Source organism: Roseateles sp. P5_E8 (assembly GCF_054177665.1).
This window is the reverse complement of sequence record NZ_JBGCUM010000030.1, coordinates 59,074-71,275: the sequence shown is the minus strand read 5'-3', so window position 1 is coordinate 71,275 and position 12,202 is coordinate 59,074. Positions and strand designations below refer to the sequence as shown.

Genomic DNA, 12,202 nt, shown 5'->3' with positions numbered 1-12,202 from the left:
GGGCGCGGGCCACGCCCTCTGCCGCCCACGCTCCTAGCAGGCCAGCAGCAGGCTCTGCCAAACGCCATGCCCCAACCCCCAGGCCGCGCCCAGGGCCAGCGCGAGGCCGGCCAGGCGCAGCGCCAGCACGTCGCCGCCCGCGCCGCGCTTGAGCAGCCGCGCCCGCCACAGCGGCGCAATGAACAGGCCCGGCGTGCTGGCCAGCGCAAAGCCGGCCATTGCCGCCGCGCCACTGGCGGGCGAGCCCGACAGCCCCGCCAACAGCAGCGCCGCATGCAAGAGCCCGCAGGGCATGGCAACCCAGGCGATGCCGGTGGCAAAGGCGTGGCGGGGTTGCGGGCGCCAGCGGACGGCGCCCAGCCAGAGCGGCACCCGGCCGCGCGCGAGCAGCGTCAGGCCGAACAGCAGCAGCGCCGCCTGCAGCAGCGCCCAGGCTGGTTGCAGCAGCGTCACGCTCTGGGCCGCCCGCGCCAGCGCTTCGGCCGACGCGGCCGCCACCGCACCACCGGCCGTGTAGCCCAGCAGCCGCCCGACCAGCAGCCTGGCAGGCTGCTTGCCACCGGCCAGCGCACAGGGCGCGCTGCACATGGCCGCGCAATGCGGCATGCCGGCCAGGCCCATCAGCGTGGCGGACGCGATGAGTGCGGCATCCAAAGCCATCAAATGATTTTCGAGAAGCGCTCGCGGCTGGCGTCGGCTTGCAGGTAGCGGTCGAACACCAGCGCCACGGCGCGCACGAAGTACCAGCCCAGCGGCGTGACCTGGATGGCGCCCGGCTCGATCACCACCAGGCCCTGCCCCGCCAGTTGCGTCAGCCGCGCCAGCTCGGGCGCAAAGTAGGCCGGCACGTCGACGAGGTAGGACGCCGCGATGGGCTCGAACTCCACGCGCCCCTGGCACATCAGCGCCATGATGACGGCGCGGCGCAGCAGGTCGTCGCGGGTCAGCGCTAGGCCACGCTGCACGGGCAGCTGGCGCTGGTGCAGCGCGTCTTCGTACTCCTCCAGCGTCTTGGCATTCTGCGCGTAGGTGGCACCCACGCGGCTGATGGCCGAGACGCCCAGGCCGACGAGGTCGCAGTCCGGCTGCGTCGAGTAGCCCTGGAAACCGCGGTGCAGCAGACCTTGCCGCTTGGCGACGGCCAGCGGGTCGTCGGGCAGCGCGAAGTGGTCCATGCCGATGTAGGCATAGCCCTCGCCCAGCAGCGCGCTGATGGCGCCGGACAGCATGGCCAGCTTGTCACCGGCCGGCGGCAGCAGCTCGGCAACGATGCGGCGCTGCGGCTTGAAGCGCTGCGGCAGGTGGGCGTAGGCATACATCGCGATGCGGTCTGGGCGCAGCTCGGCGACCTGCTCGATGGTGCGGGCAAAGCTGGCCGGCGTCTGCAGCGGCAAGCCGTAGATGAGGTCGACGTTGGTGGACGCAAAGCCCAGCTCGCGGRCCTGGCTCATCAGCTGTGCGACCTGCTCCAGCGGCTGCACGCGGTGCACGGCCTTCTGCACGGCGGCGTCGAAGTCCTGCACGCCGAAGGACAGGCGGTTGAAGCCGAGCTGGCGCAGATGGGCCAGACGTTGCTGGTCCACCGTGCGCGGGTCCACCTCGATGGACAGCTCGGCGCCGGGCAGCAGCTTGAAGCGCCGGCGCAGCAGGTCCATCAGCGCGGTCAGCTCGGTGTCGGACAAAAAGGTCGGCGAGCCGCCGCCCAGGTGCAGTTGCGACACCGGTGCCGGGCCACCCAAGGCCTCGGCCACCAGCTCCATCTCCACGGCCAGCGCGTCCAGATAGGGTGCGGCGCGCTCGTGGTGCTTGGTGATGATCTTGTTGCAGGCGCAGTAGTAGCAGAGCTGCTCGCAGAACGGGATGTGCACATAGACCGACAGCGGCTGGGCCGTGCCGCGCTGGCGCAGCGCCTGCAGGTGCTGGGCACCCTGGTGGGCCTCGACGAAGCGGTCCGCCGTCGGGTAGGAGGTGTAGCGCGGCCCGGCCACGTCGTGGCGGCGCAGCAGGTCGGCGTCGAGGGGGCGGTCGGTTACAGCAGCCATGCCGTCACTGTGCCGAGACAGGCACGGGCGGGCTTTGATCCAGGTCAAGGGCCGCGCGGGTCTTCTGGCAAAGAATCCAACCCATGCTGACCCCCCTGCCTCGCGCGATGACCATGCCGACCAACTCCGACATGGCCGCCGCGCCCGCCATCGAGCCGCTGAAGGTCGCCTGCGCCAGCTGCAATCTGCGCGAACTCTGCCTGCCGGTGGGCATGAATGCCAAGGAGCTGGATCAGTTGGAAGGGCTGGTCGACAAGCGCCGCACGGTGCCGCGTGGCGGGCACCTGTTCCGCAACGGCGAGCGCTTCGAGGCGCTGTACGCGGTGCGTACCGGCTTCTTCAAGACCTGCGTCGGCAGCGAGGACGGCCGCGATCAGGTCACGGGCTTCCAGATGGCCGGCGAGCTGCTCGGCCTGGACGGCATCAGCAGCGACCGCCACCACTGCGACGCCGTCGCGCTGGAGGACTCGTCCGTCTGCGTCATTCCCTACGGCCAGCTGGAAGAGCTGTCGCGCGAATTCACCGCGCTGCAGCACTCCTTCCACAAGATCATGAGCCGCGAGATCGTGCGCGACCACGGCGTCATGCTGCTGCTCGGCAATATGCGCGCCGAGGAAAGGCTGGCCGCCTTCCTGCTGAACTTGACGCAGCGTCTGCAGGCACGCGGCTTCTCGGCGTCGAGCCTGGTGCTGCGCATGACGCGCGAGGAGATCGGCAGCTATCTCGGGCTGAAGCTGGAGACCGTCAGCCGCACCTTCTCCAAGTTCCAGGACGAGGGGTTGATGGAGGTGAAGCAGCGGCAGTTGCGCATCCTCAACCAGCCCGGGCTGCAGGCGCTGGTCAACAACAGTCGTTGCTGAAGCCAGACGCAAGAAGGCCCCGCGGGGGCGCGCGGGGCCTGAGATCGAAGGCGGTGGGGCTTGGGCAACGCTGAACAAGTCCCTCGCGCGCAGCGCATCCCTGCTTTGGGCGGCCTGCTGCGTTGCAAATCCTCGCCATAGCCGAGCTATGGCTGCGGTTTGCGCCTTGCAGCCCATCCCAAACCAGGGCGCGCTGCATCGCGGGGACTTATTCGGCGTCGCCTTAGCCGACCTTGATCTCGTTACGCACTTCCTTCACGCCGGGCACGGCCTGGACGACCTTGATGGCCTTCTGGGCCAATTCGGCGCTGGGCGCCGAGCCCTTCACCACGACGACGCCAGCGGCGGTGCTGCTGACGGTCAGCGGCAGGGCCTGCAGATCCTTGTCCTGCGACAGAGCCGCAGCGGCCTGGGTCGTGACGGTCGCATCGCCGGCGGTCTGCGCCTGAGCCACTTGCTCGGCCGGGGCCACAGCGGGAGCCGGATCGGCAGCGAAGGAAGCGGTGGCGGCCGAGGCCATCAGGGCGGCGGACAGCAGACGGACGAGGGTGGTGGTTTGCATGCAGATCTCCTGAAGATGCTTGAATCAAACGCGATGCCGGGTGGCACCACGAACAGGCTTAGCGCAAGGGGTGTGCCAGCTCAGGATTTCTTCGGCAGATCAATGACTTAGCTCAACAAACGCGATCGGAAGGCCGAGTCGCGACCTGCGCGAACCCGGTTCTTGTCGTCATGCGGCGACGAGTTCATGCGCTCTCGTCCTAAGTGCTTGATTCGTCTGACAACTTCTTGTCGCTGAAATCCGACGTGGCACCTAGGGGATCAGTGCGGAACAGCTGCGGATCGAGGCCGTGCTTCTGCATCAGCCGGTAGAACTCCGTGCGGTTGCGGTCGGCCAGCCGCGCGGCCTCGGCGACGTGGCCGGACGTGAGCTTGAGCAGCTGGTTGAGGTAGTCGCGCTCGAAGCGCTGCTTGGCGTGCTGGTAGTTCAGCACCTCGGCCGAGGGCATCTGCAGCGCGCGCTGCACCTGGGCCAGCGGCACCAACGGCGCCGTGGCCAGCACGCAGACCTGCTCGACGACGTTGTAGAGCTGGCGCGCGTTGCCTGGCCAGGGCGCCGTGACCAACGCCTCCAGCGCGTCGGGCGCGAAGCCCTTGACCGGTTTGCGGTGGCGTTCGGCCAGCGTCTGCAAAAAATGCTGGGCCAGCAGCGCGATGTCCTCCCGGCGCTCGGACAGCGGCGGCAGCACGAGCTTGACGACGTTGAGCCGGTAGTAGAGGTCGGGGCGAAACTGGCCCTCGGCCATCGCCAGGTCCAGGTCGCGGTGGGTGGCGGACAGCACGCGCACGTCCACCGCCACCGCCTCGTTGCTGCCCACGGGGCGCACGACGCGCTCCTGCAGCACGCGCAGCAGCTTGACCTGCAGGGCCAGCGGCATGTCGCCGATCTCGTCGAGGAACACCGTGCCGCCGTGCGCCGCCGGGATCAGCCCCTGGCGGTGGCCCTGCGCGCCGGTGAAGGCGCCCTTCACGTGGCCGAAGAGTTCGGACTCCAGCAGTGCCTCTGGAATGGCGCCGCAGTTCACCGCAATGAAGGGCTTGGCCGCGCGCGGGCTGGCGTTGTGCAGGGCGCGGGCCAGCAGCTCCTTGCCGGTGCCGCTGTCGCCGCAGATCAGCACGCTCGCGTCGGTGGCAGCCACCAGCCGTGCCTCGGCCAGCACCTCGGCCATGCGCGGGCTGCGGCTGATAATCTCGCGGCGCCAGCTGCTGTCGCCGCCGCCCGCCGGCGCGGGGCTGGGTGCGTTCACGCGCAGCGCCTGGGCGATCTTGGCCAGTAGCTCCTTGCCGTCGAAGGGCTTGGTCAGGTAGGCATGCGCGCCGCGGGTCGTCGCCTCGACGGCATCGGGAATGCTGCCGTGGGCGGTGAGCAGGATGACCGGCAGCGACGGATGGCGGCTGCGCACCTCGTCGAAGAGCTGCAGGCCGTCCAGCCCGGGCAGGCGCACGTCGGTGATGACGAGGGATGGCAGGCGCACGGCGAGGTGTGCCAGCGCTGCCTCGGCGCTGGCCACGGCCTGCACGGCGTGGCCGGCGGCGGTGAGGCGCATCGTCATCAGGCGCAGCAGGTCGGCGTCGTCGTCGACGAGGAGGATGGTGGCTTGAGTCGTCATGCGGAACTCCTCAGCGCTTGGCGGGCAGCGTTTGCTCGATGGCCTTGAGGGCTTCGAGCTTTTCGTTGAGCTGCTCGTTGCGGCGCTGACTGTCGCGCAGCTGCTGGGTCAGCTTGTCGACGCTGTCCTGCAGGCGGCGTTGCTCGGCCAGGCGTGCAGAAAGCAGCGTGGCCAGCGGCTTGAGCGGCTCGGCGGCCTGCGCGTCGCTGGCGATGACGTCGACCTGCGCGGCGGCCTGGGCCAGGTCGGCGCTGCTGCGGCCCTGGCTCAGCGCCAAAGCCTTGCGCAATTCCTCAGCCGTGGTCAGCACGGCCTTCAGCTCTGCGATCTCGGGCGGCGGTGGAGGCGGTTCCGGGCAGACCGGCGCGGGCGGTGGCGGCGCGGGCGCGGGTGGGGGTGTCTGGCAGGCCGCCAGCATCAGTAGCAAGCAGAGTTCAAACAGTCGTCGCGTCATGGCAATGAGGTATCTCGATGCGGAAATGGGCGCCGCGCTCGCTCGGCAGCAGGCGGCATGTACCGCCATGCGCCTGCACGATCTCGCGCACGATGGACAGGCCGATGCCGTTGCCGCGGCGGGCGCCGGGCGCCTGGTTCCGGCCTTGGTAGAAGGGGTCGAAGATGCGCTCGGCGTCCTCGGCCGCCACGCCGGGGCCGGCGTCGATGCAGTCGATGCGAACCTTGCCATCGGCCTGCGCAAGCGCCAGCGAGATGACGCCGCCGGGTGGGCTGAAGCGCACCGCGTTGACGAGCAGATTGGCCAGCACGACACCGAGCTTCTCACCATCGGCGACCGTCGTACACGGCTCGGCATCCACGTGCACGCTCAGCCCCCTGGCCTGCCACAGCAGCCGCTGGTCATCGACGACACGCGCCAGCAGCGCGCCCAGGTCAACCGGCCGGCGCTGCAACTGCTGCGAGTCCGACGCCAGCGTCTGGTAGCGCAGCAAGTCCTCGATCTGGCCCTGCAGCGCCGCGCTGTTGTCGCCGAGGATGCGCACGATCTCGGTCTGGTCGGCCGTCAGCGGACCGGCCACGCCCTCGCGCAGCAGCGCCGCGCCCTCGCGGATGGAGGCCATGGGTGTCTTCAGCTCATGCGAGATGTGGCGTACGAAGCGGGTCTTGTCGGACTCCAGCGTCGCCAGCCGCTGGCGCAGCCATTCGAGCTGGCGGCCCAGGCGCCGCAGGTCGGCCGGGCCGCGCACGACGACGGGCTCGTCGAAGCGGTTGTCGCCGAGCCGGTTGATGGCCGCTTCGACATGAGAAAGCGGCCGCAGCAGCCAGTGGCCGAAGCCCAGCGCGAGCACGCCGGCCAATGCGATGGCGCCCAGCACCAGCGCGCTGATGAGGCGGCGCTGCTGCTCCAGCTCGGCCAGCACGGCGTCGCTGCGGCGGTCCATGGCCTGCTGGCTGTGCTCGGCCAGCGCGTCGTTGAGGCGATGCAGGTGGGCGAAGACCGGCGTCAGCTGCTTCAGCGCGGCGGCACGGTTGCGGGCGAGGCCGGGGTTCTGCAGCACGCGCCAGGCCGCGTCGGCCTGCGCCGCCCAGTCGGCAAACAGCTGTCTGGCGGCCGCATCGGTCATCAGTTCGATCAGCACCGACTGCGTGGACTTGGCGTCCACCCAGGCCGCCTGATAGCGGTCGCGCAGGCCGGCGTCGTCCAGCACCAGGAACTGGCGCGCGCTGCGCTCCATGGCCACGGTGCGCTCGGCCAGACGCTGGCCTTGGGCCGTCAGCGCCGCCGCGTCCTGTGAGGCCTGGCGGCCCTGCAGCGCGACATGCTCCAACGCAAACATCGCCTGGGCCGCGGCGCCGCCGAGCACCGCGGTGATCAGCAGGAAGGCGGCCAGCAGGCATTGGTGGAAGGACAGGCCGCGCAGGCGCTGCCGGGCCGAGTCGGTGGGGGACGTGGGCTCGGTGGAGGTGGTGGCGGTGAGGGCGGAGTCCAGGGCGTGCGCGGGCATCGTGGGCGCCGCATGCTAGGACCCGAACGTGCGCCAACGCCGGCAGCGCTCTCTGGCTTTGCATCACGATGAAACGGCCCTGCCGCTATCTGAAAACCGCACCATGTTGCAGCGCACAAAACCGGGCGTACGATGAGTTCCATGCGTCCACAAGTGCTCATCATCGGCTGCGGTTTCGGCGGCCTGGAGGCGGCGCGGGCCCTGCGCTCGGCCGACGTCGACATCACTGTCGTCGACAAGACCAACCACCACCTGTTCCAGCCGCTGCTGTATCAGGTGGCGACCGCCGGCCTGTCGGCGCCGTCCATCGCGGCGCCCATCCGGCACCTGTTCCGCCGCCAGCCCAATGTGACGACGCTGCTGGGCGAGGTTGTCGCCATCGCCCCGCAGACGCAGACAGTCACGCTGAAGGACGGCGCCCTGCTGCGCTGGGACCACCTCATCGTCGCCGCCGGCGCCACGCACAGCTACTTCGGCCGCGACGACTGGGCGCCTCATGCGCCGGGGCTGAAGACGCTGGACGACGCCTTCGAGATCCGCCGCCGCGTGCTGATGGCCTTCGAGGCGGCCGAGCGCGAGGACGATCCGGCTCGGCGCCTGGCGCTGATGCAGTTCGTCGTCGTCGGCGCAGGCCCGACCGGCGTGGAGCTGGCCGGCACCTTTGCCGAGATCGCACGCCACACGCTGCCCGGCGAGTTCCGTCGCATCGACCCGCGCCAGGCCAGGGTCTTGCTCGTGGAAGGCGGCCCGCGCGTGCTGCAGGCCATGCCCGAGGCCTTGAGCGAGCGCGCCCGCGAGCAGTTGACGGCGCTGGGCGTGGACGTGCGGCTGGGCGCCCGCGTCACCGGCATCGACGCCGAGGGGCTGGACATCAGCACCGCCGCCGGCCCGGAGCGCCTGCACAGCCGCTGCATCGTCTGGGCCGCGGGTGTGGCCGCGTCGCCGCTGGGCCGGGCGTTGGCCGAAGCCACCGGCTGCACGCTGGACCGCGCCGGCCGCGTCGTCGTCGAGCCCGACCTGAGCCTGAAGGGCCAGCCGCACATCCAGGTCATCGGCGACCTGGCCGCCGCGCAAAGCCATGCGCCGGGCCAGGAGCCGCGCGCCGTGCCGGGCGTGTCACCCGGCGCCAAGCAGATGGGCCGCTGCGCCGCCGCCAACATCAAGCGCCAGCTGCGCGGCGAGGCGACGCAGGCCTTCCGCTATGCGGACTACGGCAACCTCGCCACCATCGGCAGGCACAGCGCCGTCGTGGACCTGGGCACGCCGGCGGGGGCGCTGCGTTTTTCAGGCTATCCGGCCTGGCTGTTCTGGCTGTTCGCCCACGTGTACTTCCTGATCGGCTTCCGCAACCGTTTCGTCGTGCTGATGGACTGGGCCTGGGCCTACTGGACCCATGACAGGAATGCGCGCGTGGTCAGCGTGGCCAGCCCGGCGAGCGACGTTGCGACCCCGGCTCGTCCGCCGGCAAGCTGACAAGCAGCAGCGCGATGCTGGCACCCAGCGCCACAACAGCCCAGAAGATCAAGAAGCTGACCGTATAGACCGCCTGGGCGGACAAGTCCACCGGCGCCGCGCCGAACCAGCGCAGATCGTGCGGGTCGATGACGGCGAAGACGAGGGCCTCCAGCACGCCGGCCGACAGGAAGGACGACCAGGCCACCGCCATCGCATAGCGCGCGACGCGTGACGGCGCGTCAATCACCGCTGGGCTCCCGGCACGACGCCGGTGGCGGCATGGTTGCGCGCCGCCTGCGCGGGCGCGGCGTCGGTCGCCCGCGTCACCAGCGGCGGGTCGGGGTGGAGGATGCACAGCGTCACGGTGACGATGCTGGCCAGGATGACCGACACCGGGCCGGCGACGACGAGCCAGACCATGGGTTCGTGCCAGGCAGATGAAGTCGTTTGAACAGTGGGCATCTCGAATCTCCCGCCGCTTCAGCGCGGCACGACGAACGTGGACTTCTCGGCGACGCTGTCGCCAGCCGCGCTGCGCACGACCCAGCGCATGGGCTGGGCGCCGGGCTTGAGCTGGCTGGCGGCCGCTGGCGGCAGGCGCAGTGCGACGGTCACCCAGCGCGCCTCGGCCGGGCCCAGCGTCACCGTGGTGGCGCGGCTGAGCTGCAGGCCAGGCAGGCCATCGGCCTCGACGCTCAGCTGCTGCGGCGCCTCGGTGGCGTTCATCAGCTGCAGGCGGTAGAGGTTCTCTATCCAGCCGTCCTCCACCTGGCGGGCCAGCGTGGCGCGGTCGCGCACGATGTCGACACGGAAGTCGTGGCGGCTCAGCAGGCTCCACAGCACGGCCGTGCTCAGCGCCAGCAGCAAGCTGCCGTAGATGAGCACGCGCGGGCGGAAGATGCGGCGCCAGCGCTGGGCGCGCGTGAGCTGCCCGGCCATGCCGTTCTCGGTGTCGTAGCGGATAAGGCCGCGCGGCGTGCCCATCTTGTCCATGACGCCGTCGCAGACGTCGATGCAGGCCGCGCAGCTGATGCACTCGTACTGCAGGCCCTTGCGGATGTCGATGCCGGTGGGGCAGACCTGCACGCACAGGTGGCAGTCAATGCAGTCACCGACGGTCGTGCTGCGCGCCTCGCCCTTCTTGCTGCGCTCGGCGTTGCGGCCACGCGGTTCGCCCCGGGCCGGGTCGTAGGTGACGATGAGGGTGTCGCGGTCGAACATCGCGCTCTGGAAGCGCGCGTAAGGGCACATGTACTTGCAGACCTGCTCACGCATATAGCCGGCGTTGCCATAGGTGGCAAAGCCGTAGAACAGCACCCAGAAGGCCTCCCAGCCGCCGAGCGACAGCGTCATCAGCTCGCGGATGGGCGTGAAGTAGCCGACAAAGCTCAGGCCCGTGAACAGCGCCAGCGCGATCCACGCGACCTGCTTGCCGCCCTTGCGCCACAGCTTGTTCCAGGACCAACCGGCCTTGTCGAGCTTGAGCCGCGCATTGCGGTCGCCCTCGAACCAATGCTCGATGCGCACGAAGATCTCGGTGTAGACCGTCTGCGGGCAGGCATAGCCGCACCACACCCGGCCCGCAACGGCCGTGAACAGAAACAGCGCATAGGCCGAGATCAGCAGCAGGGCCGTCAGGTAGACGAAGTCCTGCGGGTAGAGCACCAGGCCGAAGACGTAGAAGCGCCGCGACGCGAGGTCAAAGAGCACGGCCGGGCGGTCGCCCCAGGTCAGCCAGGGCAGGCCGTAGAAGACGAGCTGGGTCAGGGCGACCAGCGCCCAGCGCCAGCGCGCAAAGAAGCCGTCCACCGAGCGGGGGTGGATCTTGTCTTCGGACTTGTAGAGCCGGATGACGGCTTCGGAATCGGCCATCAGAAGCTATGTACGGTTTCCGCGCGGCCGAGCAGACCGCTGCGGTGGCGCCAATCAAGGCGCAAAGCGCAGGCGTAGCCGCTGCTACGGCGAGCATTTGCAACGCCGAGTGGCGGCATTGCGGCGGGATGAGCGGGCGTGCGGGAGCCGTTCATAGCTTCTTCACTGCGAGAGGCTCAATACGTAGGCGGCCAGCACGCGGATCTGCTCGGGCGTCAGCCGCTCGCCATGCGCCGGCATCTGGTTGTGCTTGCCGTTGTTGATCATGGCGACGACGGCGTCCTCGCCCCAGCCGTGCAGCCAGACCTTGTCGGAAAGATTCGGCGCACCCAGCGCCGGGTTGCCCTTGCCGCCAAAGCCGTGGCAGGCCGCGCAGGCGGTGAACTTCGGCTTGCCGAGCTGTGCGTACAGCGGGTTGTGCGGGCTGTCCGACAGCGACAACACGTAGTGGGCGACGTTGCGCACGTCCTCGCTCGTGCCCACGGCGGCGGCCATCACGGGCATGTTGCCTTCGCGGCCCTGCGTGATGGTCTGGGTGATGGTCTCGAAGCTGCCGCCCCACAGCCAGTCCTTGTCGGTCAGGTTGGGGAAGCCCTTGGAGCCCTTGGCGTCCGAGCCGTGGCATTGGGCACAGTTGTTGGCGAACAGGCGCTCGCCGATGGCATGGGCCTTGGGGTCCTTGGCGAGTTGCTCGGGCGACTGGCCCGTGAAGGCGGCGTACACCGGCGCCATCGCGGCGCGCGCCTGGGCGACCTCGGCCGTGTGCTCGTTGATGCTGGTCCAACCCAGCGTGCCGGTCACGCTACCCAGCCCCGGGTAGAGCGCCAGATAGATACCGGAGAACACCACCGTCAGCACGAACAGGCCCATCCACCACAGCGGCAGCGGGTTGTTCAGCTCGCGCAGGTCCTCGTCCCAGACATGGCCGGTTGTGTTGTCTGCCGCCGAAGGCTGGCGGCGGCTGGCGATGATGAGCAGCGCGATGCAGGCCGCCAGGCCCAGCACCGTGGACGCAGCGACAAAGATCGACCAGCCCTGGTTGAAGAAGTCGCTCATTGGTCGCCCCCTTCAAGAGGCAGTTGTGCGGCGGCATCGAAGTGGCCACGCCAGGCCCAGACGACGATGCCGATGAAGACGGCCAGCGACACCAGGGTCACGGCCACGCGGAGTTCATTGATGTCCATTCGAGGCCTCTTTTGCCGATGCTGCTGATGCGCCTGCAGTGCCCAGCACCTGCAGATAGGCCACCAGCGCTTCCAGCTCGGTCTTGCCGGCGGCAGCCTGGGCGGCGCCCTGCACCTCGGCGTCGCTGTAGGGTGCGCCCAGCGTGCGCAGTGCGCTCAACCGCGCGGGTAGCCCGGCGGCGTCCACCGGCGCGGTGACCAGCCAGGGATAAGCCGGCATGTTGGACTCCGGCACCAGGTCGCGCGGGTTGGTCAGGTGGATGCGATGCCAGTCGTCGCTGTACTTGCCGCCCACACGGTGCAGGTCGGGACCGGTGCGCTTGCTGCCCCACTGGAAGGGGCGGTCGTAGACAAACTCGCCGGCCTTGGAGTAAGGCCCATAGCGCAGCGTCTCGGCCAGCAGCGGGCGGATCATCTGCGAGTGGCAGTTGTAGCAACCCTCGCGCACATAGATGTCTCGGCCGGCGACCTGCAGCGCCGTGTAGGGCTTGAGGCCGGGGGTCGGCTGCGTCGTCGAGCGCTGGAAGAACAGCGGCACGATCTCGACAAAGCCGCCGACGAAGACCGTCAGCAGCACCAGCACGATCATCAGCAGGTTGCTGGTTTCGATGCGCTGGTGGCCGGTGACTCGTTCGGTGTGTTGGCTCATATCGACTC

At 69.5% G+C, this 12,202-nt stretch carries 14 protein-coding genes; 2 read left to right on the top strand and 12 right to left on the bottom strand.

The window, feature by feature from the left end:
• Positions 1 to 33: 33 nt before the first annotated feature.
• Positions 34 to 660, bottom strand: coding sequence for an urease accessory protein UreH domain-containing protein (locus ACXRVZ_RS17595; protein ID WP_458232637.1), 627 nt, complete (start codon positions 658 to 660; stop codon positions 34 to 36).
• Positions 660 to 2,042, bottom strand: coding sequence for an oxygen-independent coproporphyrinogen III oxidase (gene hemN, locus ACXRVZ_RS17590; RefSeq protein WP_458232636.1), 1,383 nt, complete (start codon positions 2,040 to 2,042; stop codon positions 660 to 662). The genes ACXRVZ_RS17595 and hemN overlap by 1 nt, the downstream gene beginning before the upstream one ends.
• Positions 2,043 to 2,173: 131 nt before the next feature.
• Between hemN and fnr the strand changes: the two genes are divergently transcribed.
• On the top strand, positions 2,174 to 2,902 hold the full coding sequence (gene fnr, locus ACXRVZ_RS17585) for a fumarate/nitrate reduction transcriptional regulator Fnr (protein WP_457427023.1): 729 nt from the start codon (positions 2,174 to 2,176) through the stop codon (positions 2,900 to 2,902).
• Between the two features lie 223 nt (positions 2,903 to 3,125).
• Here the strand turns inward: fnr and ACXRVZ_RS17580 are convergent, their stop codons facing one another.
• From ACXRVZ_RS17580 to ACXRVZ_RS17565, 4 genes are all read right to left on the bottom strand, one after another.
• Positions 3,126 to 3,464 carry a BON domain-containing protein gene (locus ACXRVZ_RS17580; protein WP_457426982.1) on the bottom strand — a complete coding sequence of 113 codons (339 nt, stop codon included), beginning with the start codon at positions 3,462 to 3,464 and terminating at the stop codon, positions 3,126 to 3,128.
• 199 nt (positions 3,465 to 3,663) lie between these two features.
• Positions 3,664 to 5,073, bottom strand: a complete 1,410-nt coding sequence (locus tag ACXRVZ_RS17575) for a sigma 54-interacting transcriptional regulator (protein ID WP_457426984.1) — start codon at positions 5,071 to 5,073, stop codon at positions 3,664 to 3,666.
• Between the two features lie 10 nt (positions 5,074 to 5,083).
• Positions 5,084 to 5,527, bottom strand: a complete 444-nt coding sequence (locus ACXRVZ_RS17570; RefSeq protein WP_457426986.1) for a hypothetical protein — start codon at positions 5,525 to 5,527, stop codon at positions 5,084 to 5,086.
• Complete coding sequence (locus tag ACXRVZ_RS17565) at positions 5,508 to 7,034, bottom strand: sensor histidine kinase (protein WP_457426988.1); 1,527 nt, start codon at positions 7,032 to 7,034, stop codon at positions 5,508 to 5,510. The genes ACXRVZ_RS17570 and ACXRVZ_RS17565 overlap by 20 nt, the downstream gene beginning before the upstream one ends.
• 132 nt (positions 7,035 to 7,166) lie before the next feature.
• Here ACXRVZ_RS17565 and ACXRVZ_RS17560 point away from each other — a divergent pair, with 132 nt between their 5' ends.
• On the top strand, positions 7,167 to 8,507 hold the full coding sequence (locus ACXRVZ_RS17560; protein WP_457426990.1) for an NAD(P)/FAD-dependent oxidoreductase: 1,341 nt from the start codon (positions 7,167 to 7,169) through the stop codon (positions 8,505 to 8,507).
• Here ACXRVZ_RS17560 and ACXRVZ_RS17555 read toward each other — a convergent pair.
• The 6 genes from ACXRVZ_RS17555 to ccoO all read right to left on the bottom strand — a co-directional run bounded on the left by ACXRVZ_RS17555 (position 8,449) and on the right by ccoO (position 12,194).
• A complete protein-coding gene (locus ACXRVZ_RS17555) occupies positions 8,449 to 8,736 on the bottom strand; it encodes a hypothetical protein (RefSeq protein ID WP_457426992.1) in 288 nt (95 codons plus the stop codon). The genes ACXRVZ_RS17560 and ACXRVZ_RS17555 overlap by 59 nt on opposite strands.
• Positions 8,733 to 8,951 carry a hypothetical protein gene (locus tag ACXRVZ_RS17550; protein WP_457426994.1) on the bottom strand — a complete coding sequence of 73 codons (219 nt, stop codon included), beginning with the start codon at positions 8,949 to 8,951 and terminating at the stop codon, positions 8,733 to 8,735. Before ACXRVZ_RS17550 ends, ACXRVZ_RS17555 begins: the two co-directional genes overlap by 4 nt.
• A gap of 18 nt (positions 8,952 to 8,969) precedes the next feature.
• Positions 8,970 to 10,361, bottom strand: a complete 1,392-nt coding sequence (gene ccoG / locus ACXRVZ_RS17545) for a cytochrome c oxidase accessory protein CcoG (RefSeq protein WP_457426996.1) — start codon at positions 10,359 to 10,361, stop codon at positions 8,970 to 8,972.
• Positions 10,362 to 10,523: 162 nt separating this feature from the next.
• The gene (gene ccoP / locus ACXRVZ_RS17540; RefSeq protein WP_458232635.1) at positions 10,524 to 11,417 is read right to left on the bottom strand and encodes a cytochrome-c oxidase, cbb3-type subunit III; all 894 of its coding nucleotides are present in this window, start codon (positions 11,415 to 11,417) and stop codon (positions 10,524 to 10,526) included.
• Positions 11,414 to 11,545 carry a cbb3-type cytochrome oxidase subunit 3 gene (locus ACXRVZ_RS17535; RefSeq protein WP_457427000.1) on the bottom strand — a complete coding sequence of 44 codons (132 nt, stop codon included), beginning with the start codon at positions 11,543 to 11,545 and terminating at the stop codon, positions 11,414 to 11,416. The genes ccoP and ACXRVZ_RS17535 overlap by 4 nt, the downstream gene beginning before the upstream one ends.
• Complete coding sequence (ccoO, locus tag ACXRVZ_RS17530; protein ID WP_457427002.1) at positions 11,532 to 12,194, bottom strand: cytochrome-c oxidase, cbb3-type subunit II; 663 nt, start codon at positions 12,192 to 12,194, stop codon at positions 11,532 to 11,534. The genes ACXRVZ_RS17535 and ccoO overlap by 14 nt, the downstream gene beginning before the upstream one ends.
• Between the last annotated feature and the right edge of the window lie 8 nt (positions 12,195 to 12,202).